This is a genomic window from Ruegeria sp. BF6, from assembly GCF_056538665.1.
In genome coordinates this window covers 79,074-102,127 of record NZ_JBQFTN010000005.1, presented here as the reverse complement: position 1 = coordinate 102,127, position 23,054 = coordinate 79,074, and the positions used below count along the sequence as shown (strand labels likewise).

General features: G+C 60.4%; 28 protein-coding genes. 15 read left to right on the top strand and 13 right to left on the bottom strand.

What is annotated here, in order from left to right:
* The first annotated feature begins 6 nt into the window (after window positions 1–6).
* On the top strand, window positions 7–654 hold the full coding sequence (locus ACR0IM_RS14420) for a DUF1523 family protein (RefSeq protein WP_480641917.1): 648 nt from the start codon (window positions 7–9) through the stop codon (window positions 652–654).
* Between the two features lie 47 nt (window positions 655–701).
* Here the strand turns inward: ACR0IM_RS14420 and ACR0IM_RS14415 are convergent, their stop codons facing one another.
* From ACR0IM_RS14415 to ACR0IM_RS14390, 6 genes are all read right to left on the bottom strand, one after another.
* On the bottom strand, window positions 702–1,796 hold the full coding sequence (locus ACR0IM_RS14415; RefSeq protein WP_480682338.1) for a flagellar basal body P-ring protein FlgI: 1,095 nt from the start codon (window positions 1,794–1,796) through the stop codon (window positions 702–704).
* Window positions 1,793–2,803 carry a flagellin gene (locus tag ACR0IM_RS14410; protein WP_480682337.1) on the bottom strand — a complete coding sequence of 337 codons (1,011 nt, stop codon included), beginning with the start codon at window positions 2,801–2,803 and terminating at the stop codon, window positions 1,793–1,795. Before ACR0IM_RS14410 ends, ACR0IM_RS14415 begins: the two co-directional genes overlap by 4 nt.
* Window positions 2,803–4,254, bottom strand: a complete 1,452-nt coding sequence (gene flgK, locus ACR0IM_RS14405; RefSeq protein WP_480682336.1) for a flagellar hook-associated protein FlgK — start codon at window positions 4,252–4,254, stop codon at window positions 2,803–2,805. Before flgK ends, ACR0IM_RS14410 begins: the two co-directional genes overlap by 1 nt.
* Before the next feature lie 33 nt (window positions 4,255–4,287).
* Window positions 4,288–5,583 (bottom strand): flagellar hook protein FlgE, encoded by a 1,296-nt coding sequence (locus tag ACR0IM_RS14400; RefSeq protein WP_170327825.1) that lies wholly within the window; start codon window positions 5,581–5,583, stop codon window positions 4,288–4,290.
* 98 nt (window positions 5,584–5,681) lie between these two features.
* Window positions 5,682–6,518: a flagellar motor protein MotB gene (locus ACR0IM_RS14395; protein ID WP_480682335.1), complete on the bottom strand. Its 837-nt coding sequence runs from the start codon at window positions 6,516–6,518 to the stop codon at window positions 5,682–5,684.
* 59 nt (window positions 6,519–6,577) lie between these two features.
* Complete coding sequence (locus tag ACR0IM_RS14390; RefSeq protein ID WP_480682334.1) at window positions 6,578–7,942, bottom strand: FliI/YscN family ATPase; 1,365 nt, start codon at window positions 7,940–7,942, stop codon at window positions 6,578–6,580.
* A gap of 87 nt (window positions 7,943–8,029) precedes the next feature.
* On the opposite strand from ACR0IM_RS14390, the gene ACR0IM_RS14385 reads away from it, so the two are divergent.
* From ACR0IM_RS14385 to ACR0IM_RS14345, 9 genes are read left to right on the top strand one after another with little or no spacing between them, the layout of a single operon-like run.
* On the top strand, window positions 8,030–8,416 hold the full coding sequence (locus tag ACR0IM_RS14385) for a FlgB family protein (RefSeq protein WP_480641923.1): 387 nt from the start codon (window positions 8,030–8,032) through the stop codon (window positions 8,414–8,416).
* Window positions 8,417–8,428: 12 nt separating this feature from the next.
* Window positions 8,429–8,815 carry a flagellar basal body rod protein FlgC gene (gene flgC / locus ACR0IM_RS14380; protein WP_480641924.1) on the top strand — a complete coding sequence of 129 codons (387 nt, stop codon included), beginning with the start codon at window positions 8,429–8,431 and terminating at the stop codon, window positions 8,813–8,815.
* Between the two features lie 11 nt (window positions 8,816–8,826).
* A complete protein-coding gene (gene fliE / locus ACR0IM_RS14375) occupies window positions 8,827–9,117 on the top strand; it encodes a flagellar hook-basal body complex protein FliE (RefSeq protein WP_480641925.1) in 291 nt (96 codons plus the stop codon).
* Window positions 9,118–9,121: 4 nt separating this feature from the next.
* Window positions 9,122–9,394, top strand: a complete 273-nt coding sequence (locus ACR0IM_RS14370; RefSeq protein WP_058282142.1) for a flagellar biosynthetic protein FliQ — start codon at window positions 9,122–9,124, stop codon at window positions 9,392–9,394.
* Window positions 9,394–10,104: a flagellar hook-basal body complex protein gene (locus ACR0IM_RS14365; RefSeq protein ID WP_480641926.1), complete on the top strand. Its 711-nt coding sequence runs from the start codon at window positions 9,394–9,396 to the stop codon at window positions 10,102–10,104. The genes ACR0IM_RS14370 and ACR0IM_RS14365 overlap by 1 nt, the downstream gene beginning before the upstream one ends.
* 22 nt (window positions 10,105–10,126) lie before the next feature.
* Window positions 10,127–10,912: a flagellar basal-body rod protein FlgG gene (flgG, locus tag ACR0IM_RS14360; RefSeq protein WP_480641927.1), complete on the top strand. Its 786-nt coding sequence runs from the start codon at window positions 10,127–10,129 to the stop codon at window positions 10,910–10,912.
* A complete protein-coding gene (gene flgA / locus ACR0IM_RS14355; RefSeq protein ID WP_480594429.1) occupies window positions 10,912–11,328 on the top strand; it encodes a flagellar basal body P-ring formation chaperone FlgA in 417 nt (138 codons plus the stop codon). Before flgG ends, flgA begins: the two co-directional genes overlap by 1 nt.
* Window positions 11,328–12,059, top strand: a complete 732-nt coding sequence (flgH, locus tag ACR0IM_RS14350; protein WP_480642042.1) for a flagellar basal body L-ring protein FlgH — start codon at window positions 11,328–11,330, stop codon at window positions 12,057–12,059. Before flgA ends, flgH begins: the two co-directional genes overlap by 1 nt.
* 8 nt (window positions 12,060–12,067) lie before the next feature.
* Entirely contained in the window at window positions 12,068–12,574 is a 507-nt protein-coding gene (locus tag ACR0IM_RS14345) for a flagellar basal body-associated protein FliL (protein ID WP_480641928.1), read from the top strand.
* A gap of 27 nt (window positions 12,575–12,601) precedes the next feature.
* Here ACR0IM_RS14345 and ACR0IM_RS14340 read toward each other — a convergent pair whose 3' ends face one another.
* From ACR0IM_RS14340 to ACR0IM_RS14310, 7 genes are all read right to left on the bottom strand, one after another.
* Entirely contained in the window at window positions 12,602–12,985 is a 384-nt protein-coding gene (locus ACR0IM_RS14340; protein WP_480682332.1) for a hypothetical protein, read from the bottom strand.
* Window positions 12,982–14,070 carry a flagellar type III secretion system protein FlhB gene (gene flhB / locus ACR0IM_RS14335; protein ID WP_480682331.1) on the bottom strand — a complete coding sequence of 363 codons (1,089 nt, stop codon included), beginning with the start codon at window positions 14,068–14,070 and terminating at the stop codon, window positions 12,982–12,984. Before flhB ends, ACR0IM_RS14340 begins: the two co-directional genes overlap by 4 nt.
* A complete protein-coding gene (locus tag ACR0IM_RS14330; RefSeq protein WP_480682330.1) occupies window positions 14,067–14,840 on the bottom strand; it encodes a flagellar biosynthetic protein FliR in 774 nt (257 codons plus the stop codon). Before ACR0IM_RS14330 ends, flhB begins: the two co-directional genes overlap by 4 nt.
* A complete protein-coding gene (gene flhA, locus ACR0IM_RS14325; RefSeq protein WP_480682373.1) occupies window positions 14,837–16,864 on the bottom strand; it encodes a flagellar biosynthesis protein FlhA in 2,028 nt (675 codons plus the stop codon). The genes ACR0IM_RS14330 and flhA overlap by 4 nt, the downstream gene beginning before the upstream one ends.
* Window positions 16,865–16,933: 69 nt before the next feature.
* Window positions 16,934–17,626, bottom strand: a complete 693-nt coding sequence (locus ACR0IM_RS14320) for a lytic transglycosylase domain-containing protein (RefSeq protein ID WP_480682328.1) — start codon at window positions 17,624–17,626, stop codon at window positions 16,934–16,936.
* Between the two features lie 73 nt (window positions 17,627–17,699).
* Window positions 17,700–18,128 (bottom strand): Lrp/AsnC family transcriptional regulator, encoded by a 429-nt coding sequence (locus tag ACR0IM_RS14315; protein ID WP_480594436.1) that lies wholly within the window; start codon window positions 18,126–18,128, stop codon window positions 17,700–17,702.
* Between the two features lie 35 nt (window positions 18,129–18,163).
* Complete coding sequence (locus tag ACR0IM_RS14310) at window positions 18,164–19,396, bottom strand: MFS transporter (RefSeq protein ID WP_480682326.1); 1,233 nt, start codon at window positions 19,394–19,396, stop codon at window positions 18,164–18,166.
* A 198-nt stretch (window positions 19,397–19,594) separates the two neighbouring features.
* On the opposite strand from ACR0IM_RS14310, the gene ACR0IM_RS14305 reads away from it, so the two are divergent.
* The 5 genes from ACR0IM_RS14305 to lptB are packed head-to-tail and all read left to right on the top strand — an operon-like array spanning window position 19,595 to window position 23,036.
* Window positions 19,595–20,209 (top strand): ribonuclease D, encoded by a 615-nt coding sequence (locus tag ACR0IM_RS14305; protein WP_480594438.1) that lies wholly within the window; start codon window positions 19,595–19,597, stop codon window positions 20,207–20,209.
* Window positions 20,206–21,168 (top strand): KpsF/GutQ family sugar-phosphate isomerase, encoded by a 963-nt coding sequence (locus ACR0IM_RS14300; RefSeq protein ID WP_480641933.1) that lies wholly within the window; start codon window positions 20,206–20,208, stop codon window positions 21,166–21,168. Before ACR0IM_RS14305 ends, ACR0IM_RS14300 begins: the two co-directional genes overlap by 4 nt.
* Window positions 21,169–21,183: 15 nt before the next feature.
* Window positions 21,184–21,783: an LPS export ABC transporter periplasmic protein LptC gene (locus ACR0IM_RS14295; RefSeq protein WP_480594440.1), complete on the top strand. Its 600-nt coding sequence runs from the start codon at window positions 21,184–21,186 to the stop codon at window positions 21,781–21,783.
* Between the two features lie 3 nt (window positions 21,784–21,786).
* A complete protein-coding gene (locus tag ACR0IM_RS14290) occupies window positions 21,787–22,278 on the top strand; it encodes an LptA/OstA family protein (RefSeq protein ID WP_480594441.1) in 492 nt (163 codons plus the stop codon).
* Entirely contained in the window at window positions 22,278–23,036 is a 759-nt protein-coding gene (gene lptB, locus ACR0IM_RS14285) for an LPS export ABC transporter ATP-binding protein (RefSeq protein ID WP_480594442.1), read from the top strand. Before ACR0IM_RS14290 ends, lptB begins: the two co-directional genes overlap by 1 nt.
* The last annotated feature ends 18 nt before the right edge of the window (window positions 23,037–23,054 follow it).

Genomic DNA, 23,054 nt, shown 5'->3' with positions numbered 1-23,054 from the left:
GGATAGATGGTCTATGTCAAATGGGCGTTCATCATAGTTTTCTGGGGCTTGGTCGCCGCAGTGTTGGAATACACCCTGCCGCAGCAGGATGTGGTTCGGATCGTGAAGACCGAGGTTCGGCGCGTCGATTTTGGTGAGAACTCGATTTTCTGGGCGCAGCAGGATACCGGTCAGGAAGGGGCGCAAACCACCAACCGCGATGTGCGCTTCGTCGAGACCTTCCGCCCCAACGGCAAGCCGCGCGTTTATCGGAACGAGGATACCGGCTGGGGATGGCCGCCCTATTTCAAGCTCGACAGTTCGAATCTGCAGGCGGAGCTGACCAATCTCGTGTCGACAGCTGCGGATCCTCAATGGGTGGTGATACGCCATTATGGCTGGCGCAATCAGCTTATGTCGATCTTTCCCAATGTGGTTTCGGTCCGTCCGGTGGACAGCCCGGATGTGCGGCTGATCCCATGGTTCAACATCATCTTTCTGACGGTTTTCTTTGCCGTCGTCTGGGCGATCTGGGTGCGTTGGCGCAGGTTCCGGCAGCGCCGCATCGACCCGATGCTCGAAAACGTCGAAGACAGCTTCTACGCGGCGGGTGATGCGATTGAAGAAAAGCACACCGGGTTCCGACGTTGGCTAGACAGCTGGAAATCAAAATGACGGTGGTGCAACGGGCCTGATCTGGTCATCCCATTGCGGCCAGATCGTTAGCGGACAATGAACTCAGCGTGAAGCGCCCCGGCAGCCTTGATCGTTTTCAGAATGTCGATCATGTCGCGGGGCGAGACTCCCAGCGCATTCAGACCGGCCACGACCTCGGACAGGGTGGTGGCCTCGGGGATTTCGGCCAGTCCGGTGCCTTCTTCTTCTTCGATCCCGGCGAATGTACGGGGGACAACAACCGTTTCGCCGCGCGCAAACGGGTTGGGCTGGACCGCGATCGGAGATTCCTCGACCGTCAGGGTCAGATTGCCTTGGGATACCGCCACGCGCGAGATGCGGACCTCTTGCCCCATGACGATGGTACCTGAACGCTGATCGACAACTACGCGGGCCTTGGTTTCCGGCTCGACCAGAATGTTTTCGATCCGGCCCAATGCGTGCGCCGTAGATATCGCCTGCGTAGCCGCGATGTTCAGCTCGACCGTCCCGGAATCGCGCATGATCGCCACTGCCCGGTTGAACTCGGTGTTGATCGCAACTTCGATTCGGCTGGCGGTGGTGAAATCCGGCTCGCGCAGGGCCAGCCGCATTTGCGTCAGTGTCGAGAGGTCAAAGTCAATTTCGTGTTCTACACGCGCACCGGATGGGATCACGCCAGAGGTCGGCACACCTTGCACGACCGAGGCAGCCTCGCCCTCGGCCACGGCACCGCCAGCCAGAACCGTGCCCTGCGCCACCGCATAGATCTTCCCGTCGGCGGCATTCAACGGTGTCATGATCAGGGTGCCGCCCAGCAGACTTTTGGAATCGCCAATAGCCGACACCGTCACATCAATCTGCCCGCCGACCCGCGCAAAAGGCGGCAGGCTGGCGGTGACCAATACGGCTGCGACGTTCTTGGGGCGAAAATCCTCTCCGTTCACGTTGACGCCCAGCCGTTCGAGGATGTTCGACATGATCTCTTCGGTGAAGGGCGAGTTTCGCAACCCGTCGCCGGTGCCGTTCAGCCCCACAACCAGACCATATCCCACCAGATCATTGCCCCGCACCCCGTCGAAATCCACAAGGTCTTTCAGGCGGATCGCACCAGCGCAGGCAATTCCGGGCAGCAGCATCAACAGGAAAACAAGGAGTTTCATCTCAGGAAGTTCACCAGCGACAGGTTCGCGTTGCGAACGGTGACGGAATAGAGGCTTTCCAACTGGAACTGCACGGTTTGCAGCTGCGCCGCGGTTTCATAGGGGTCCGCCGCGATCAGCTTGTTCCAGCTGTATTCCAGGCTGGTTTGCGCCGCACTGTTGCGCGTTGCGGCCTGTTCGACCCGCGCCTCGGCCGACCCCACCTGCGCGCGCAGGTTGACGATTTCGTTCTGGGTATTGGCCAGATCGACGCCCAATTGCGTGAACAACGCCGTTCGTTGATTGCGCGGAAGGTTCAGCGCGTCATCCGACACCAGCGCCGCAACGGCAACGTCCCGCAACGCGTCCTTGATTGCAGGGTTCGTCGCAGTGATGGGGAGATGGACGCTTTCATTCTCTGAGATCTGCATTGCCGCCAAAGCGGTGTCCGACCCCTGATAGATCACCGCGTCAAACCCGGCCGGGTCGTTGAACCAATCCTCTGCCGCCTGCCGGATATCAGACGCTGTGGTGTGTCCGGTCAGTTCTACCTCTAATGCAGCCAGCAGCGTGTCGGTTGAGGGCAGGGGGGAAACGTCGGTAGCCACTCCGGAAAACAGGCTGCGCCCGCCGGCTCGCGTGTTCAGCGCAGATATGATTGTGTCCAACTCGTTGCGCGCCTGCACGGACGCGTTTTCATGGCTGACCGCCTGGTTCGACGTACCAAAAGACAGCAGGGACGCGGTGAACTCGCTGACAGATCCGTCAATTGTCGTCAGGCTAAGCTGCATGGCGTCGGTGAATAGTCCGGCTTCGGCAGTCGAGACCCTATAGGCGTCCAGCCGCGACAGGCTGCGATCCAGATCCAGCAGATGTGAGTAATCCCCGTCGAGACGTCCGGACACGTCCTGAACCTTGCCGGTGGACATCTCATAGGACAGGGTTTCGATCTGGCTTTTCAGCTCGGCCGAGCGGGTCTTCAATGTCATGCCCCGCGCCAGATCACCGATAGACGTCAAATTCATCATCACAACCTCAACAGAGTGTTCATCAGTTCATCCACCACCGAGATGACCCGGGCATTGGCGGCATAGGCCTGCTCGATCTCCATCAGGCGCTGCAGTTCCTGATCCGTATCGACGCCATCTTCGGCCTCAATCCGGGCCATTTCCAATTGGGCGCTGTTGGCGAAGGTCAGGCGCTGGCCGGCGGTGTGGGCGTTTGTCCCAGCTTTGGATGAAAGCGCCTCGGTCAGGTCAGAGGCGCGCATGGCACCGGTGCCGAAGGGCGATCCCGCAACTGGGCGCGCGTCGCTGAGAATGGCGCCAAAGGCCTGCAGCTGTGTAGCATCACCTGGATCGCCGGGGGCCACAGCACCCAGCCCGTCGCGCAGCCGCCAGCTGTCGCCGCCATTGTCCGGATCGACAATCGTCTTCAAGCTGATGCGTGAGGCCAGCCCTGCCAGGGCCGTCACATCGAACCGGTTACCTGCATCGGTGAACAGGCCCGCGTCGGTGGGCAGCGAGGTGGGGTCCAGACCGGGGGTTTCGAATCGTTCGATCAGATCCCGTGCGACGGAGTCCAAATTGGCCTGCGCTTCAACCGCCAACTCGTCGCGGATCTGGAACTGCGCCATCAGCGCGCCTCCACGTATTTGGGCAGTTTCGCCACTGGTGCGCACCGGGTTGCCGTTCATCTCCAACCCCGACAGCAGACCGTTGCCCACTGTCATATGGGGCTTAGTGTCGCTCGTGGTGGTAAAGGAAAACTGCGCCGCCGTGCCTTCCAGCAGGATCAGGCCGCCATCGGAATAAAGCGAGACCAGATCGTTCGCCCGTGGCACCGCGTTGACCGGCACCAATTTGTTGACCTGATCGATCAGCACCTGCCGTTGGTCCAGCAAGGCCCCGATGTCACCGCCCGCATGTTTGACCGACGGTATTCTGGCGTTCAGCTTCTCGATATCCTTGAGGGCCTGATTCAGGCTGTCCACCTGTTTGCCAATGGTGCGATCCGCGTCCGTGCGCAGTTGCCGCACGCCTTCGGAGGCGGATTTGATCCTGCTGGCCAGATCGCGACCGGTGCGGGCGACCTGATCCAACCGCTCGGACGAGTCGGGCAGGCTGGCCGCGGTGATCAGGCTGCTGTCGAAATCCGCCAGTTGGGCGGCAAGCGATGACAGATCGTCAGCTGTGCCGATAAAGCCTTCGACGCCAGCATGAAAGCTGGACACGGCGGTTTGGTAGGCAAGACTAGCGTCAGTGGCGCGGCGGTTGGCGGTCAGGACCGGATCCTGGTTGCGCACCACGCCAACCGTTCGCACCCCGTGACCCGAGATCGCATTTGTCGTAAGCTCCAGCGACCGGCGGGCAAAGCCGGGGGTCAGCGCGTTGGCGATATTGTCCGACACAACCGACGTGCCTCGGGCCGCAGCCGTCAGACCGCTTACTGCATTGTTGAATGCCGTCGTCATATTCATTAGACAGCCCCCCTTTCCGGGTCAAAACTCAAATCAGCGTTTGATGTTGGTGGTTTCCTGCAGCATCTCGTCGACCGTTTTGATCACCGTTGCGCTTGAGGAATAGGCGCGTTGGGTCTGAATCAATGAGGTCAGCTCGGTCGCGATGTCGGTGGTCGATTCCTCGCGTGCAAAGGACACCAGATCGCCGGTCGGCCCTTCGCCTGCGTTCCACAGGAAGAAGGTACCGCTTTCACGGGACGGCGCGTAGGTCTGGCTGTCCAGTGCGGTCAAACCGTTGGGGTTGGGTACATCCGCAAGCGGAATCTGGAACATGCGGCGGCTGACACCGGTGTCATAAAACGCGTAGACATAGCCATTCTCATCTACTTGAACGCTGGTCATCGTGCCTACGGCCGACCCATCACGCGTGATCGAAACCGGAGCGAAAGTGTCGGACAGTTGCGTGATGCCATCGGCGTCGCCGATCTGGCCGATATTGACCTCCATCGGGCCACCGGCCACGTTCACCACAAGGCTGCCCGTGGTCGGATCATAAGCCCCACCAGATACGGTCGTCACACTTGCCAGCGTGCCGCCAGCAGTCCGGCTGTCCGTGAAGGTCAGGGTATATTCCCCGATCACCGCCCCACCCGACGCCGAATCGCGCAGGATCATGGTCCATTCATTGCTGCTTCCGGCTGCGGGAACGGTTGGCACAAGCTCGATATCGACGCTTTCGGACTTGCCCAGGTTGTCGAAATACTCAACCGACAGGGGCTGCGTATCACCCGGCGCGCCGGCATCGGTTGCCGTTGCCGGCAGGTTCATGCGCAGGTTCATTGCCGTGGTCGGAGAGCCGGACAACTGATTGACGCTCAGCTGGATGGGTTCCAGTGCCGCCGGAGTGTCCCGTGGCACCGCCGGAATCGTTCCATCCGGATTGGCCCGCCAGCCCAGCAGGACAAGGCCGGATTCGGTAACCAGATACCCTTCTTCATTGGTGCGGAACGATCCGGTGGTGGTCAGCTGCATCTCATTCGATCCGCCTGCGATCTGCGAGCTTGGGCGCACCGGCAACATGCCCCGACCTCGCACGGCCAGATCGGTTGAGTTGTTGGTGGTCACCAGCGATCCGCGCTGGTCGATCAGCCGCTGGCTGGTGGTTCTGACCCCGCCCGCTGAATAGCTGCCGCCCTGGCCCGACGTGACCATCGAATGAAAATCCGTCTCGACTCGCTTGTAGCCGAAGGTCGAAGAGTTCGCGATGTTGTCTGAGATGGTGGCCAGCCGGTTGGCGTTGGCCTTCAATGAGGCCACACCGGCATTCAGCGAGGAGGAAATCGTCATTAGCACGCCCTTCTGTTGCGTCAAACATTGATGCAACAGCTAACGTACTGCCCCTTAACAGCGCGCTAACAGGTAAAATGCCGTGTATCCTCTGGCCTTTAGGTCTCGCGCAGGAAGATGATCTCGATCCTGTTGTTGCGTACGGCCATCGGGTTTTCATTTGACATTTCCCGGTCAGCGTGTCCGGTGACGCGATCCAGCCGCGAAGTCTCAAACCCCTTATCTTCAAGCAATTGGCGCACCACCTGCGCGCGTGAGGTCGATATTTCCCAGGACGGATCGCGCGCCAAAACCACGGGCGAGGCGCTGACATGGCCTTCGACCGCCACGTCATTGGTCACCAGATCCGACGACCGCGCCACCAGCAGCGCCAGCGCTCGCATCATCGGTGTCGGTTCATCCGTACCCGATTCGAACAGCGGCTGATCCTCGGTGTCGAACAGCTCGACCACCAGACCTTCGTCGGTGACGCGCGTGACGATGTGTTTCAGAACCTTGTCCGAGACCATGCTTTCGCCGGTATGTCCCAGAAGCTGAGCCTCGAGCGTCGAGAAATCGTCGGACACTTCTTTGCCACCATCCGGATTAACCCCGATCGACCCGCGTGCCTGCCGGGCGACCGTGGGATGCCGTTTCGCCGCCCCCGAACCATCCATAACCATGGTCTTTTCGGAAAACATGTTGTTGCCACCAAAGGCGCCATCACCGCCACCTGAGACCGGATTCACCGGAATTGTCGGCGAGAAATAGTCCGCCAGCCCTTTGCGTTGTTTTTCTGTCGTTGCGTTCAGCAGCCACATCAACATGAAGAACGCCATCATGGCCGTGACAAAGTCGGCATATGCGACTTTCCACGCGCCACCGTGGTGACCATCGCCACCTGACACACGTTTCTTCTTGATGATGATTGGCGCCGCATTGGATTGCGCACCCATCTCCACCACCTTTTTTATCACCCGAGTACAGGTGTAGCCGGGCAGGTCTTAAGGTGGGCTTAACACTTAAAACTGTCCGGACTTCTCTCGCGCGGCAGGTTGGCGCTGGCCCGCCGCAGGATCAGTTGCAGGCGGTTGAAGCTGTTATTGATTCCATCGGTTTCAGGCTTGCCAAAGAAGGCATCCAGTTCCTCATGTACGCGAACGGCCTGATCCAGAAGCGGGTCTGCGCCCTCGGCATAAAGCCCGGCTTTTATCATCACTTCGGACTGCTCATAGCTTCCGACCAATTTGCGGGTTTCCGAGATCATTTGGTTTTCTTCGTCCGACGCCGCGTCGGGAAGGCTGCGCGAGACTGAGCGGCTGAGGTCGATGGCTGGAAACCTACCACGCTCGGCAATGTCACGGCTGAGCACTATATGGCCGTCCAACACGCCGCGCAGAATGTCGGCGACCGGTTCATCCATGTCCGACCCGGCGACTAGAACGCTGAACACGGCGGTAATGTCCCCCTGATCGGCAGTGCCGGGGCCAGCGCGTTCGCACAGCCCGGCAATCAGCGATGTGACCGACGGGGGAAAGCCGCGCAACGAGGGAGCTTCACCCATCGCGACGGCAATTTCCCGATGTGCCTCGGCAAAGCGGGTCACCGAGTCAGCCAGAAACAGCACGTTCCTCCCCAGATCACGCAGGTACTCGGCCACCGACATCGCCGACCAGGCGCAGCGCCGCCGCGCCAGCGCAGATTGATCCGATGTGGCCGCCACCACGACCGAACGTTTCATCCCTTCGGCCCCCAGCGCTTGCTCGACAAACTCGTTCACCTCGCGCCCGCGTTCGCCCACCAGTGCCACCACGACCGCATCCGCCTGCATCGATTTCGCCAGCGTTGCCAGCATCGTGGATTTGCCGACGCCCGAACCCGCGAACAGGCCAATCCGCTGCCCCTGCACTACGGGCAGCATGGTGTTGAGCATGGCCAGCCCGGTCTCCATCCGTGCACCAAGCGGTTTGCGTGCCACGGCCGGGGGCGGTGCGCGCATGATGTCCTGTTCCTGCGCACCCGACAGCAGGGGCTTACCGTCCAGCGGTTTGCCGAACGGATCGACCACGCGCCCCAGCCAATGCATGCCCGGCGCAAAAGCGGGTGTCTGGTCCAGAATCACCCGGTCGCCCAGACAGACCCCATCGGGGGCGGTAGTCGGCATCATGTGAATCACCTCAGCCTCAACATGCAGCACTTCGCCCGACAGATCTGGCCCGCTGCGCCGCCGCAGCGTCAGGTGGTCGCCGATCCGCGCCTGCCCCTCAAGCCTCTGTATTTCAATGACTCCCCGCGCCACGCCGGACACGCGGCCCATATGGCGCACGGCGGACAGACGGTCGAATTCGCATTTCAGAAGCATCGGGTCGAGATCGGACATCGTGGGTTCTCCAACGGGTTTCTGAAAACGCTTTCTAAAGGAATCGGGGTTAAGCCTTGATTGAAATTGATCGAGGGAGAAGCCCCGATGTTCTATGACCTGAACGTCTTTAAGACAGCGCACGCAATGGCAACTCATGCCGGGCAACGGCAGGCCGTCATCGCGCGCAATATGGCCAATGCGGATACGCCGGGCTACCAGCCGCGCGATATCGAGGCCTTTCAGAAAGCATTCGAAAATTCGGGCCGTGAAGTTGCCATGACAGCCACGCGGGCTGGTCACCTGAATGGTGCCTCGGGCCTTCAGTCCTGGGCCGAGTTGCAGACCGCGCCCTCGGGCGACCCCAACGGTAACGGCGTGTCCATTGAGGAAGAGATGTTCAAAGCGGTCGAGGTCAAGCGCCAGCATGACCGCGCGCTGACCATCTACAAATCCTCGATGAGCATTCTGCGCAGCAGTCTGGGCCGGTTATAAGGAGGCTGAAAGATGAGTGATTTTTCCCATTCCCTCGCCGCCTCGACCAGCGCCCTGCGCGCGCAATCTGCGCGGTTGCGGCATGTGTCCGAGAATATCTCGAACGCCGACACGCCGGGCTATCGCCGCAAAACCGTGCCGTTTGAAACGGTGCAAAAGAACGGGCGCGAAGTTGTGCAGGCCGGGCGCGTCAAGCTGGACCACCGTGACGGGTCTCGGGTCTACGATCCCGGCCACCCGATGGCGGATGAAACCGGCCATTATCGCGGCTCGAATGTCGACCTGATGATCGAAATCGCCGACGCGCGCGAGGCGCAGCGCAGCTACGAAGCCAATCTCAAGATGTTCGACCAGACACGTCAGATGTCGTCGAGCCTTATGGAACTCCTCAGAAAATAAAGGACATCAGAATGGATATCCGATCCCTGACTGCGGCTCAGAACTATGCCGTTGCGCGCCCGGCCACGCAGGCAGATCCCAACCATGCCGGACTGGCGCAGGGGCTGCGCAGCACGTTTCAGGACTTTGCCGCAACGCTGAAACAAAGCGAGCAGGTGTCCCAGGCAGCCATGACCGGGCAGGCCGATCCGCACGCGCTGGTTCAGGCGTTGGCGCAGACCGAGCTGGCCGTGGAAACGGCCGTGGTCGTGCGCAATAAGGTGGTCGAGGCCTATCAGGAAATCCTGCGGATGCCGGTCTGATGTCATGCTGAGCGAAGGTCTCTTCTATGACATCGTGCGTCAGGCGCTTTGGGTCGCGGTGATCACTTCGGTCCCGATCCTTGCAGTGGCGCTGGTGTCGGGCCTGATCGTCGGCCTGTTCCAGGCGCTGACCTCGGTACAGGAGATGACGCTGACCTTCGTGCCCAAGCTGATCGCCATTGTCATCGTGTTCTGGATTTCCATGGGCTTCATGACCCAGACACTTGTGACCTTCTTCACCACAACCCTCATCCCACTGATTGCAGGAGGCCGCTGATGGATACCGCCTATGTCACCCTGTCCCGCCAGTCCGGACTGATGAATGAAATGCGCCTGGTGGCGAACAACATCGCCAATGCCAGCACCACCGGGTACCGCGCGCAGGGTCTGGTGTTCTCCGAATTCGTCCGCGATCTGCCGGGCAACCCGTCCCTGTCGATGAGCCGGGCCGAGGCACGCAATACCTCGCTGCAGCAGGGCCTGTTGACCGAGACCGGAGGCCAGTTCGATTTCGCCATCGAAGGGGACGGATTTTTCATGGTCGAAACTGCGGCGGGCAACCGTCTGACGCGGGCGGGCGCCTTTTCCCCGAGCGCCGATGGCGATCTGGTCACGATGGACGGCCACCGGGTGCTGGATGTGAACGGCGCGCCTGTTTTCATCCCTCCGGATGCTGCCTCAATTGATGTGGGCAGTGACGGCACGCTCAGTATCGAAGGGAAACTTCTGGGGCAGATCGGCGTCTACCGGGTGGTCGACCCCAGCACGCTGGTGCGCGAGGGCAGCACGCATTTCCGCGCCGAGGGTGAGATTGAGCCGGTGGAAAACCCGGTGGTTGTGCACAGGTTCCTCGAAGGATCCAACGTCAACGCCGTTCATCAGGTGACCCGGCTGGTGGAAATCCAACGCGCCTATGAGCTGGGGCAAAGCTTTCTGGAAACCGAAGACGAACGTCTGCGCGGCGCGCTCAAGGCGCTGATGCGCTGATTTGTGAAAAGGAGATTTGAACATGCGGGCTTTGAAAATCGCAGCAACGGGCATGACTGCGCAGCAGATGCGGGTCGAGACGATCTCGAACAATCTGGCGAACACGAACACCACCGGCTACAACGCGCGTCGGGCCGAGTTCGCAGATTTGCATTATCAGCAGATGGCGCGGGCGGGGACGGTGAATGCCAATGACGGCACGGTTCTGCCCACCGGGATTCAGTTGGGTCTGGGCGTGCGTCCGTCGGCCGTCACGGTGCAGCTGGCGCAAGGCGGGTTGTCGGCGACTGGCAATGATCTGGACGTCGCTATCGAAGGGCGCGGCTATCTTGAGGTGACGTTGACCAACGGTCAGTCCGGCTTTACCCGCGATGGTAGTATGAAGCGCTCGGCCGAGGGGCTGATCGTGACGTCGGACGGATACGCAGTAGCGCCCGAGATCACAATTCCCGACGACGCGCACTCGATTTCCATCAACGCCTCGGGCGAGGTCTATGCCTATTTCGACGACGCGCCCGAGGGGCAGCTGTTAGGGGAAATCACGCTGGCCAGTTTTTCGAACGCCAAAGGGCTTGAGGCGATCGGCAGCAACCTGTTCAAGGAAACCGAAGCGTCCGGAGCGCCAGTGGTTGGTACTCCGGGTGAGGACGGGCTTGGCACCTTGCGGCAAGGTTATCTTGAGGACAGCTCGGTCGATGCGATCCGCGAGGTGACCGAACTGATCGAGGCACAGCGCGGATATGAGATGAACGCCCGGGTCATTTCCGCCGTCGATCAGATGATGGGCGCAACGACACAGGTGCGGTGATGCGGTTTCTAATCCTGGTACTGGGGTTGCTGATGCCGGTGTTCGCACTGGCCGATATTGTCGTGCCAACCCGCACCATCCGCGCCAAGGAAATCATCTCGGCCACCGATCTTGAGATCAAGGCACAAAATGTGCCCGGAGCGGTGGCCGACCCCGAATTACTGATCGGGCATGAGGCCCGTGTCGCGCTTTATCCCGGGCGTCCGATCCGCGATGGGGATGTCGGCGCGCCGGCATTGGTGGATCGTAACGATCTGGTCGTCCTGATCTTCGACCGCAATCCGCTGTCGATCACAACAGAAGGTCGCGCGCTGGGGCGCGGGGCCGCCGGGGAGCGCATCCGGGTCATGAACCTGTCCTCCCGTACAACCGTGACTGGTCTTATCCGGCCCGACGGCCAAATCGAGGTGAAATGATGTCAGCTCTTTCGAAATCTCTTTTGCTTACGGTTCTTGCCGTGTCGGCCTGCGGTCGGGTGGATCATCTGGGTAAGCCGCCCAGTTTCACCCCGAATGAGGACTCGCCCGAACATGTCGCCATGTTGTGGCCGGGCCTGCCGTTGCACACGCAACCGCAGCGCAACGTCGACCGGTCCTCGTTGTGGAGTGGTGGCCAGCAATCGCTGCTGGGGGATCAGCGGGCGATCAAGAAGGGTGACATCCTGACGGTTGTGATCGAACTGGACGAGAAAGCCGAGTTCTCGAATGATACGGAACGCTCGCGCTCGGCCTCGGAAAGCCTGGGGATCGTCGGCCTGTTCGGCCTGCCGCAACGCGCGGACAAACACCTGCCGGAAGGCGCATCACTTGCGGATGCGGTCGAGATCGACTCGTCTTCGGAAAGCACGGGCGAAGGATCGGTGAAACGTAAGGAGAAGCTGACCCTGCGGGTGGCCGCCACCGTGGTCGACGTGTTGCCGAACGGAGTGCTGTCGATCTCGGGCTCGCAGGAACTGCGCGTGAATTTCGAACTACGCGAGCTTCTGGTCGCAGGTTATGTGCGGCCGCAGGACATCTCTCGCAAGAATGAGATCACCTATGACAAGATCGCCTCGGCCCGCGTGTCTTATGGTGGGCGAGGACAGATTACCGACGTGCAGCAACCGAGATACGGCCAGCAGATTTTGGATGCCGTGTTGCCGTATTAAGGAGCAATGTGATGAAGAAATTATTGCCCGCCGTTTTTCTGCTGCTCGGTCTTGGAGCCGGTATCGGTGCTGGCGTCATGTTGTCACCTTCGGAAACGAAAGAGATCGCAACGCAGGAAAAGGCGGAAAAACCCAAGGAGAAATCCCCCGAAGCCAAGGATAAAAAGGCGAAAAAAGCCGACGAACCGAGCGACTATGAGTACCTCAAGCTGACCAAGCAGTTTGTAGTTCCGGTTGTTGACTCCGAGCGTATCGAGGCGCTGGTCACCATGTCGCTGAGCCTCGAGATCACCCCCGGCATGACCGAGGCTTTCTACGCGGTCGAGCCAAAGCTGCGCGACGGGTTTCTGCAGGTCATGTTCGACCACGCAAACATGGGCGGTTTCGACGGCGCTTTCACAGAATCCGATAACCTGAAAGTGCTGCGCAAAGCACTGCTTGAGACGGCGCGCCGGGATCTGGGGGATGACGTCTCTCAGGTTCTGATCATGAGTGTCAGTCGTCAGGACGTCTGATCCGGACAGCCCCGTGCCCGGAGACCACTAGACCGACAGTTTCTTGTTCCGCGCGCATTTGCGAGCTTCTTTCCGGGCCGCTGAAAGGTTCGCCACAGCCTGCCGGCGGCCAAATGCCGTGCGCAACGCTGCCATCGCCGCCAGTTTTTGTGCCCGCAGCCGGGCGAGATCCATGTTCAGCTGGCGGCGTGTGGCCGATTCCCATCCATTCCACAGAACGTCCGTGCCGGTGACGCGGTATCCTTCGGCCAAGGCGCTGACCTCGCGGGATTGCTGCACCTGATCATCCAGCCGCGCCAGTTGCTGTTGCACCCTTGCCTCGGCTTCGATCAGCGGGCGCAGGGCGTTGTACTCCTTCTGGAACGCAGCGTCGGTGACTTTTTCAAGGTCTGAAAACTCGTCCTGTCTCATCTGATCTGTCCCTTTGCCCGTTTGCGCATCGCCTCGGCAAACCGGATTGCGGCGGCCACGGGGCGATAGTGTTCTTCGGCGATTTCCTGTCCGATCTCGACGGCTGCATGAAGCGCGCGCGCAGTGGGCGGATCGGAGTGAAGGGGAACTCCGGACTCGGCGGCCCGTGTACGGATCGCGGCGGCCACTTCGTCTACGCCCTTGGCAACGCAGACCGGCGCCGAGTCCGCCGTTCGAGCCCATTTCAACGCCACCGCAAAATGAGTCGGGTTGACGATCACCACATCCGCCGATGGCACATCCGACATCATCTGGTTCGTCGCGATTTCCTGCGCCCGCTGACGGCGTTGCTGTTTCATATGCGGGTCGCCTTCGGCATCTTTGGTTTCGTCCTGAATCTCTTTGCGCGACATCCGGTTTTTGCGCATGTGTTCGGCGTATTGCCACAGGTAGTCCACCACCCCGATCGCCAGAGCCACGGTGATGACAATGAACAAAAAGCGAAACAGCAGGTTCATCATCAGCATCACCGAGGATCGTGCGGGGGCCGCGCTGGCCAACAGGATCTCGCTCAGATTCGCGCGCAGGAATAGGCCCAGGCAGGTGCTGTAGATCGCCAGTTTTAAAAAACTCTTGGCAAACTCGAACAGGCCCCCGCGTCCAAACTTGTTTTTGGCGTTGGACAGGATCGAGATGCGGGACAGCTTCGGTTTCAGTTTGCTGGGCGCAAAGATCAACGCGCGCTGGGCGATCAGGTTCAGCAAAACGGCACTGGCCGGCAAGGCAAACAGGACCGACACGGACAACAAGGCGGTTTTCAGCATCCCACCAACAGGACTGGCCGCCGGGCCGTCGGTCACCAATGGGGCAAGTGTATCAGCCTGATCAATCAGGACGACAAACAGGGTGCCCAAGTTCTGCACGCCGAACTGACCAGCTGCAAACAATGCAATGAGAAATCCGGTGTAGGCAGCCACAACGGACAGGTCGTTGGACTTGGCAACTTCGCCCTTTTCCCGGGCTTTCTGAAGCTTTTGCGGTGTCGGCTCATAAGACTTGTCACTGTCGTCATCTGATCCGCTCATCGTACAACCTCAAGCGGGTTCACCATGTAGGTGAACAGGGCGTCGGACCACACAGACAGGATCAGAGGGGTGCCCGCGAATAGCAGGAACAGCCCCGCAAAGGTGATGGCGGGGGCACCGACAAAGGCCACCATCAGCTGCGGCATCGCTCGGTTGATGACGCCCAGCGCCAGGTTGTAGATCAATGAGGCCATGACAAACGGCATGGCCAGCTCAAAGGCCATGCCGAAACTGCGCGCGATCTGCTGCACGCCCCATTGCGACAGGTCAGGCGCCATCGGGGCCGTACCCGTCGGAAATAGGGTGTAGCTGTGGATCAGAAACTCAGCGACGCGTATGTGCAGGCCCAAAAGCACCGCCAGGGTCAAGCCCGCCAAGGTCAGCAGGTATCCCATCGCAGGGACCGGGTCGGCTGCGGCCCCGCCCAGAATTTGAGACAGCGAAGTCGCCTGCGCCGCGATCGACCCGGCCGTTTGCAGGGCCAGTACGAACATGCGCAGGCCCAGGCCCAATACCACGCCGATCAGAGCCTCAACCACAATCATCCGCGCCATTGGAAACAGGTCGGTTGCCGTGCCCGCAACCTGCACTGCAGGCGCCACGATCAGCGTAAACGCCACTGCGATCCCAAGTTTGACGCGGGTCGGGATGCTGCGCTCTCCGAAAGCCGGCAGCAATGAGACCATGGCGGAGACACGCAGGAAAATGGCAAACAGGTGCCACAGACCCTCGCCCAACTGGGGCAGAAGCTCTGGCGGCAGCGCGATCACGCGGGCACCGTTCCGACCAGCGCAGGGCGTGCCTCGAGCCCGATTTCCTCGAAGGACAGGACCGGGTTGGCGATACCGCGCGCGTGCATGATGGTGCGCAGCAGCCTGCGCCGCCGGGTCGAGGTCACCACCGCCGGAAACACCCCGTGATCGGCAGACTGCGCGACACTGTTGACCACGCCATCGGCCAGCTTGTTAAACAGGTTCGGCGGCAATGCGACGTCCAGACCGGCATTCGGCGCGTCGATCTGATAGGTGGCGAAGGTGTCTTCCCATTCCGGCGCCAGCTGGATCAGGGGGATTGAGCCATCTTCGCGTTTCATCTCGGCCACCAACTGGAACCCCAGCCGTTGCCTGACCAACTCGCAGATACCTTGGGGCTGGGTTGTGGTCAGGCGCGCCTCGGCCACGCTTTCCAGGATCAGGGCCATATTGCGGATTGAAACGCGCTCGTCCAGCAACAGCCGCAGAACTGCGTGCAAAGTGTCGATCGGTACCTTGTCGGGGATCAGCTCGTCCAGCAATTTGCGGTTGGCCTCGGCGCGAACCGTATCGCTGAGCCGCGTCATCTCGGACAACAGGCGGCGCAGGGATTTCAAGGTCAGCAGGCGCGAGAAGTTCTGTTTGATGATCTCCAGTAGGTGGGTCGCCAGAATCTCGGGCGGAGAGACAATAGTTGCCCCGCTCATCGCTGCAGCCTCCTGATCCTTGGGTAGGATCCAGCGGGCCGGGGCACCATAGACCGGCTCGGTCACGTCATTGCCTTCGGGCAGCATATCGCGATCTTCCTGCACCAGTGCCAGCACCAGATCAGGGTTCAACACGCCACGCGCCTGCTCGACCCCCTGCACCTTGACCACATAGGTGCCCATAGGCAGATCCGCGCGGTCGGTCAGGCGGATATCGGGCAGGATCAACCCGAAACTTGAGGCGACATAGGTCCGCATATTGGCGATCCGCGCGTCCAGACCGGTGCCGGGGTTCAGGACCATGCTTACCAGATCAGGGGCAAACTCCAGATGCACGTCGTCCAGATCCAGAATGTCGCCGATGGCCTGCGAGATCGGCGTTTCATCCCGCGGCGCGGGGTCCATCGCAGCCTCTTCCCCGGCCTTTTGTTTGCGGTGCACGTTGAAGGCGGCGTAGCCCAGCACGCCCGCGCCCAGAATGAACGGCAGAAAGGGCAGGCCGGGCACCAGAGCAAACAGCACCATCAGGATCGCAACCGTTCCCAGCGCCGCCGGGTGTTTTCCCAACTGCGAGAAAATCGCGTTGTCGGTAGCCCCTTGGGTGCCGCCGCGCGCCAGCAGCAGGGCGGAAGCGATGGAAATGATCACTGCCGGGATTTGCGACACCAGCCCATCGCCAACGGTCAGGATGGCATAGGTCTCGAATGCCGAAGAGATCGGCATCCCGTGCACGATCACGCCCATGATCAGACCCATGACAAGGTTCAGCAGGGTGATTAGAAGCCCGGCCACCGCATCGCCCTTGACGAATTTCGATGCGCCATCGAGCGAACCGAAAAAGGTCGTCTCCTGCTGTTCGCGCTCGCGCCGTTCCTTGGCTTGCTGGTGGTCGATGGCGCCTGCCGACATGTCGCTGTCGATGGCCAGTTGCTTGCCGGGCATACCGTCCAAGGCGAACCGCGCGCCAACCTCGGCCATGCGGGCGGCCCCTTTGGTGATGACCATGAAGTTCACGATCAGCAGCACGCCGAACACCACGAGCCCCAGAAAGATACTGCCGCTCATGACGAAATCGGCAAACCCTTCAATCACGTCCCCGGCAGCGTTGGGTCCGGTGTGACCCTGACCAATGATTAGTTTGGTCGAGGATACGTTCAGCGACAGCCGCAGCATCAGCGAGGCCAGCAGGATCGTCGGGAAAGACGAAAAATCCAGCGGCCGTTCGATGAATAGCGTCAGGGTAAAAATCAGGATCGCCAGCGCGAAGGACGCCGCCAGCCCCACATCCAGCACCCAGGCGGGCATTGGCAGGATCATCATCACGATGACCGTCATCAGCGCCAGCGCGAGCAGAACGGTAGGGGAGAACAGGGAACGGGCGTCGATCTTTGGCACGCGGGTCTCCTAGTTGAACGAAATAAATGCGGTAGCGGTGCCGGAGGGTGGGACCAGCGACCCCAAAACGCTGCCGGATTGCGGCAGGTTGACCGGGAACAGTGGGGTCGCGTCGGTGGTGAACGGGTCACGTGCCACCCTTTCCGGGGTGACGGGCAGGGTCCGGTCCAGTTGCGCCAGTACGATCAGGAATCGGTCGGAATAGGCGTTTGCCAGCGACGGTGTGCGCGAATGATAGGCTCCGACAGCGGCGGGCCATGAGCCCAGTTCGGCATAAAGGTCTTTCAGGAATCGGGCTGCGTAGGTGGCGTTTTCATCCGGGTCGAACATGGCGTCGATCGACCGGAACGCTTTGCCATGCCAGCGGTAATTGATCTGAAAGCAGCCGATGTCAAAGCTGCGCTTGCCTGCCTTGAAGATGCTGAAAACGTAGGACTTGGCCTCAGATTCTGAGGTGAACCAGAACCCCTGCCCTTCGACATTGATGGTCCAGGGCCAGGGCTCCAGACGCTCGTTCCGCAGGCGCCCGGTTTCCACCCGTGCAATTGCGCGCAGAACGTTCAGCGGTATGCCTTCAGACTGCGCGGCCCGTCGCGCGGCTGAGTCGCAAACCCCAGCCACGCGGGCATCGGGCATGGCAAAACCCTGTTGCGTCACGCAGAGCGCAAGAAAACTCAGGCCAAGGATCAAACGATGGGGCATTCTGCCGGTCCGGGATTCTGATCAGTCCCGGCCAAGCTAGACCCGCTCCTGTTTACAGAGGGTTATCAGCCACCTATTTTCGGTCGATCCGGCGACCGAAGACAACGCTGGTATTGGTACGCAGAACTCCGGGTATCTTGGCCAGGTCATCGACCAGGATGTCCAGATCCTCGATCCTTGGGGCCTCGGCCGATAGCAGGAGGTCGAACTCGCCATTGATCGACAGGCAAAGCTTGACCTCGGGATAGGCCTCGAGCCTTTTGATGATGCGCGTTGTCTCCTTTTGCTGCACTTCCAGCAGCACGACAACCTGAACGCGGGGGGCATCCTCGGAGCTGTTCAGGATCACCGAGTATCCGGCAATCACACCGCTTTCTTCCATCCGGCGAATACGCTCATGCACGGTGGTCCGGGCCACGCCCAGTTTCGCGGCGACTTTCGAGGTCGTTTCGCGGGCGTTGTGTTGCAATGCGGCGATGATGCGGCGGTCTAGCTGATCCATGATCCCCAAGGTGTAATGCACAGGAGCCGGGGGGCTCAAGGCGTGTCAGCGCGTTCTTTTGACATAGCTTTCCGGCCAGGACGCGGCCAGATCAGGGTAACAGCCACAAGTCCCGGCGATGCGATCAGAGCCATGCAGACAAGTGTGATAGCGGCACTGAATGTCGTCATCATCCAGCCCGCGAACGGATACAGCACCAACCAACAGGCGTGGGACAGCGTGAACTGGGCGGCGAACACTGCCGGTCTGTCCTCGGAGCTGGCGGAGCGGGTCAGAAGACGGCCCGAAGGGGTCAGCGTTGCGGAATAACCGAAACCGACACAGGCCCAAAGCACCGTCAGTACGGGCAGCGAGACCTCGGTGAAGGCAAAAAAACCTGCAGCTATTCCCATGGCGAAGGTCCCGAATGTGGCTCCGGTCAGCATGATGCTGCGGTCTTCGTAGGTGTTCAGCGCCTTGGGCAGGACGAACGCGGCCAGCATCGAGCCGCCGCCAAACCCGGCCAGCGCAATGGCCACCGCGCTTTCGGACAAGCCCAAATCGGCGCGGACGAGTACCACGGTGTTGACGATGATCATCGCGCTGAGCGCTGCCGCTGTCCATGTCAGGGCCAGCAACCCGCGCAGACGGGGCGTGTTCAGATAAAGGCGTATGCCATGTGTTGTGCGGTCATAGATTCCCCGGCGTTGCGTTGGTTTGGGGGAAGGCAGGGCGACCGAAACCACAAGAAGGGCCGAGGCGATGAATCCCATACCGGTTCCCCAGAACAGGCTGTCAAAGCTGACGACCAGCAGCAGCGCGGCGGCCAGCGCCGGGCTCAGAAGGCTTTCCAGATCATAGGCAAGCCGCGACAGGGACAGGGCCTTGGTATAATCCTGTTCATCGGTCAGCACGTCCGGAATGGTGGCCTGAAAGGCAGGGGTGAATCCGGCCGATGCTGATTGCAGAAGGAAGATCAGCACATAGACCTGCCAGATCTCGGTCACAAAGGGCAAACAGATCGCAACCAGCGCGCGTATCAGATCCAGCGCCACCAGCAACCGGCGGCGATCCAGCCGTTCGGCAAAGGCCGCCGCGATGGGGGCGATGGTCACATAGGCGACCATCTTGATCGTCAATGCCGTGCCCAGAACCATACCCGCCGCGTCTCCGGCCAGATCATAAGCCAGCAGGCCCAGCGCCACCGTCGCCAGTCCGGTGCCGGTGAGAGCAACCAGTTGGGCCGCCAGCAGGTGACGATACGTTTGATTTCGCAGAACACTCAGCATCAGCCGGTTGGACCTTTTGATAGTTTGGGCCCGCCCCGGAGCCCCATGTGACCCGAAGTGTTGCGCCCGAATCCATTTTCCCGTCAATACCTTCGGGGTCAAGAAATCCGCGCAACTTGGCCGCATTCTATTGATAGCGTTGAGTTCGGGGATCAAACCTCCTATCTCGGGAGCAATACCGGACAAAGGAAGACCCGCGTGGCAAACCATCTCTATAAAAACGACCTGCCAGACGGGTTGGACTTGGGCCCTGTTGTGGCTATTGATTGCGAAACCATGGGGCTGAACCCGCATCGCGACCGCCTCTGCGTGATCCAGATGTCAGGCGGCGACGGCAACAGCCATATCGTGCAGGTTGAAAAGGGTCAGGCGCAGGCGCCGAATCTGTGCGCCATGCTGGAAAACCCCGATGTGCTGAAGCTGTTCCATTTCGGCCGGTTTGACATTGCCGCAATGTACCACACCTTTGGCGCATTGGCCGCGCCGGTTTATTGCACCAAGATCGCCAGCCGCTTGGTACGCACCTATACCGACCGCCACGGTCTAAAAAACCTGTGCCAAGAGCTGATCGGGGTCGATATATCGAAGCAGCAGCAGATGAGCGACTGGGGCGCCGAGACCCTGACCGACGCACAGCTGGACTATGCCGCTTCGGACGTACTGTACCTGCACCAATTGCGCGAAGCGCTGGATGGGCGTCTGGCCCGCGAAGGTCGCACTGAAATGGCGCAGGCGTGTTTTGACTTCCTGCCGACGCGTGCGAAACTCGACCTCGCAGGCTGGCCCGAAACGGATATTTTTGCGCACTCATGACCGATATCGAAGCATTCCTGAGAACCGCCCGGCAGGTCGTCACCGACGAGGCCCGCGCGCTGGACGTTCTGGCAGACAGTCTGGACGAGCACTTTGCCGAGGCCGTGCAACTGATCCTGCAGGCCCCGGGACGGATTATCATCAGTGGCATCGGCAAGTCTGGCCATATCGGCCACAAGATTGCCGCGACCCTGGCCAGCACCGGCACACCTGCCTATTTCGTGCACCCGGCTGAGGCCAGCCATGGCGATCTGGGGATGGTGTCGAAAGGCGATGTGGTTCTGGCGATATCGAATTCGGGCGAGGCACCGGAACTGGTGAACCTTCTGGCCTTTACCCGCCGTTTCGGTATCCCGCTGATCGGATTGTCCAGCAAGCCGGAAAGCACGCTGATGAAGCAAGCGGATGTGCATCTGCTGATCCCATCGCTGGGTGAAGCCTGCGGGTTTGGCATGGTGCCCTCGATTTCGACCACGCTGACACTGGCAATGGGCGACGCGCTTGCGATTGCCCTTATGAAGTATCGCGATTTCAAACCCGAGGATTTCCGCGCCTTCCATCCCGGCGGCAAACTGGGGGCGCAGCTTTCCACCGTGCGAGACCTGATGCACGCCGATCTGCCCGTGGTATCCGCCGGTACCCCCATGAGCGAGGCGCTGCTGGTCATGAGTCAGAAGAGCTTTGGCGTCGTCGGTGTGACTGATGAGGCGGGCCGCCTGATGGGGATCGTCACCGATGGCGACTTGCGCCGGAACATGGAAGGGTTGTTGAACAAGACCACCGACGAGGTCATGACCCGCAACCCGCTGACCATCGCGCCCAACGCCATGGCGGAAGAGGCTGTGGCGATCATGAACGACCGCAAGATCACGTCGCTGTTCGTGGTCGACCCCGAAACGCAGGGCCCGGCGCAGGGGCTGCTGCATATACATGACTGCCTGCGCGTCGGTCTGGGCTAGGTGGAGGGTCGCACGGTGGACGGACATTCACGCATGGTTCAGTTCTTCAAGGTGGTGCTGCCTTTGGTAGCCATCCTGATGCTGTCCACCGTTTTCCTTCTGTCGCGCAGTATCGAAACCAATGTCAGTGTCCCGTTTACTCAGCAGGACATTGATGAACGGTTAGCCGATCAGGTGGTGACGCAGCCGAATTATCGCGGCACCACCCGCAAGGGCGAAGAGGTTCAGATCGAGGCGATCCGGGCAACGCAGGGAAGGGAAGGCTCAATTCCGACCGCAGCCGAGTTCCGTGGTCGCATGAACCTGTCCAGTGGCGGCGTTATTACGCTGGATTCCAACTCGGGCATGATCCGGCCCGACAAGAACACGGCCACCTTTGTCGGTGATGTCGTCATCACTTCGACCGACGGCACGGAAATCACGACCGACCTGCTGAACACTTCACTGGACGAGATCCGGGGTGACGCGCCAGGGCAGGTCAACGGAACCGGGATTATCGGTAATTTCACTGCGGGAAGCATGACTTTTGGTACCGAAAAAACCGACGGACCAGTGCATATTCTTTTTACAGATGGCGTGAAGCTGGTATACGAGCCTGAAAAAGCAGAAAGATAACCGGTGTTCGATTTACGATTTGCCCCACTTTGCCTCTTATTGACGCTTGGCGCCTTTTCAGCGGCGGCGCAGGAGACACAGGTTGCGTTTGGCGCGACCCAGGCCGATCCGAGCCTGCCGGTTGAGGTGACTTCGGAAAAGCTGAATGTCAATCAAGAGGATGGATCGGCCGAGTTTCTGGGCAATGTGATCGTCATTCAGGGCGAAATGCGCCTGACCGCTGAACGGGTGCTGGTGATTTACAATCAGGATCGCTCGGGCATCGAGCGGATGGAAGCGACCGAGGATGTGGTTCTGGTCAGCCCGCCCGACGCGGCCGAGGGCGACTGGGCCGAATACACCATCGATTCCGGTGTAATCGTGATGAAGGGCAACGTGCTTTTGAACCAAGGCCCCAGCACCATTAGCGGTGATCAGATGAATGCCGACCTGACCGCAGGTACCGCGACGATGACCGGCAACGTCAAAACCATCCTGCAACAGGGCAACAACTGATGGCGCGCCCCGAACTGACCGTGGCCGAGGGCAATTCCGGTCTCAGGATCGAAAGGCTGCGGAAATCCTACCGCAAGAAAACGGTGATCCGGGATGTGTCGATGACGCTGGGCCGGTCCGAAGTTGTGGCGCTGCTGGGTCCGAACGGGTCGGGCAAGACGACCACATTCTACTCGGTCGCCGGGCTTGTCTTCCCCGAAGCTGGAACGGTCACGATCGACGGGCAGGTGGTGACAACATTGCCGATGTATCGCCGTGCGCGTTTGGGTATCGGCTATCTGCCGCAGGAGATGTCGATCTTTCGCGGCATGAGCGTCGAGGACAACATCGCCGCCGTTCTGGATATTACGGTGCGTCACGCCCATCGTCGCAAGGAACGGCTGGAAGAGCTGTTGTCGGATTTTTCGATTGAACACCTGCGTCGGGCGCCAGCCCTGGCCCTGTCGGGGGGTGAGCGCCGCCGCGTCGAGATTGCCCGCTGTCTGGCTGCAGATCCGAAATATCTACTTTTGGATGAACCTTTTGCGGGTGTTGATCCGATCAGCGTCGGCGATATCCGCCACCTTGTCGCGGATCTGAAAAAGCGGGGCATCGGCGTCCTGATCACCGACCATAACGTGCGGGAAACGCTGGATATTGTGGACCGGGCCTATATCCTGCATGACGGGCAGGTGTTGATGTCCGGAACTCCGGACGAAGTGGTCGAAAACGAGAACGTCCGCCGTGTCTATCTGGGCGAAAATTTCCGGATTTCATGAGCTTGCGCAGGAATGCGC

Excerpts from the sequence above, each read along its gene's own strand:
- ACR0IM_RS14420 (WP_480641917.1), top strand. The coding sequence starts at position 7 with ATGGTCTATGTCAAATGGGCGTTCATCATAGTTTTCTGGGGCTTGGTC.
- ACR0IM_RS14415 (WP_480682338.1), bottom strand. The coding sequence starts at position 1,796 with ATGAAACTCCTTGTTTTCCTGTTGATGCTGCTGCCCGGAATTGCCTGC.
- ACR0IM_RS14410 (WP_480682337.1), bottom strand. The coding sequence starts at position 2,803 with ATGATGAATTTGACGTCTATCGGTGATCTGGCGCGGGGCATGACATTG.
- flgK (WP_480682336.1), bottom strand. The coding sequence starts at position 4,254 with ATGAATATGACGACGGCATTCAACAATGCAGTAAGCGGTCTGACGGCT.
- ACR0IM_RS14400 (WP_170327825.1), bottom strand. The coding sequence starts at position 5,583 with ATGACGATTTCCTCCTCGCTGAATGCCGGTGTGGCCTCATTGAAGGCC.
- ACR0IM_RS14395 (WP_480682335.1), bottom strand. The coding sequence starts at position 6,518 with ATGGGTGCGCAATCCAATGCGGCGCCAATCATCATCAAGAAGAAACGT.
- ACR0IM_RS14390 (WP_480682334.1), bottom strand. The coding sequence starts at position 7,942 with ATGTCCGATCTCGACCCGATGCTTCTGAAATGCGAATTCGACCGTCTG.
- ACR0IM_RS14385 (WP_480641923.1), top strand. The coding sequence starts at position 8,030 with ATGTTCTATGACCTGAACGTCTTTAAGACAGCGCACGCAATGGCAACT.
- flgC (WP_480641924.1), top strand. The coding sequence starts at position 8,429 with ATGAGTGATTTTTCCCATTCCCTCGCCGCCTCGACCAGCGCCCTGCGC.
- fliE (WP_480641925.1), top strand. The coding sequence starts at position 8,827 with ATGGATATCCGATCCCTGACTGCGGCTCAGAACTATGCCGTTGCGCGC.
- ACR0IM_RS14370 (WP_058282142.1), top strand. The coding sequence starts at position 9,122 with ATGCTGAGCGAAGGTCTCTTCTATGACATCGTGCGTCAGGCGCTTTGG.
- ACR0IM_RS14365 (WP_480641926.1), top strand. The coding sequence starts at position 9,394 with ATGGATACCGCCTATGTCACCCTGTCCCGCCAGTCCGGACTGATGAAT.
- flgG (WP_480641927.1), top strand. The coding sequence starts at position 10,127 with ATGCGGGCTTTGAAAATCGCAGCAACGGGCATGACTGCGCAGCAGATG.
- flgA (WP_480594429.1), top strand. The coding sequence starts at position 10,912 with ATGCGGTTTCTAATCCTGGTACTGGGGTTGCTGATGCCGGTGTTCGCA.
- flgH (WP_480642042.1), top strand. The coding sequence starts at position 11,328 with ATGTCAGCTCTTTCGAAATCTCTTTTGCTTACGGTTCTTGCCGTGTCG.
- ACR0IM_RS14340 (WP_480682332.1), bottom strand. The coding sequence starts at position 12,985 with ATGAGACAGGACGAGTTTTCAGACCTTGAAAAAGTCACCGACGCTGCG.
- flhB (WP_480682331.1), bottom strand. The coding sequence starts at position 14,070 with ATGAGCGGATCAGATGACGACAGTGACAAGTCTTATGAGCCGACACCG.
- flhA (WP_480682373.1), bottom strand. The coding sequence starts at position 16,864 with ATGACGGTCATCGTGATGATGATCCTGCCAATGCCCGCCTGGGTGCTG.
- ACR0IM_RS14320 (WP_480682328.1), bottom strand. The coding sequence starts at position 17,626 with ATGCCCCATCGTTTGATCCTTGGCCTGAGTTTTCTTGCGCTCTGCGTG.
- ACR0IM_RS14315 (WP_480594436.1), bottom strand. The coding sequence starts at position 18,128 with ATGGATCAGCTAGACCGCCGCATCATCGCCGCATTGCAACACAACGCC.
- ACR0IM_RS14310 (WP_480682326.1), bottom strand. The coding sequence starts at position 19,396 with ATGCTGAGTGTTCTGCGAAATCAAACGTATCGTCACCTGCTGGCGGCC.
- ACR0IM_RS14300 (WP_480641933.1), top strand. The coding sequence starts at position 20,206 with ATGACCGATATCGAAGCATTCCTGAGAACCGCCCGGCAGGTCGTCACC.
- lptB (WP_480594442.1), top strand. The coding sequence starts at position 22,278 with ATGGCGCGCCCCGAACTGACCGTGGCCGAGGGCAATTCCGGTCTCAGG.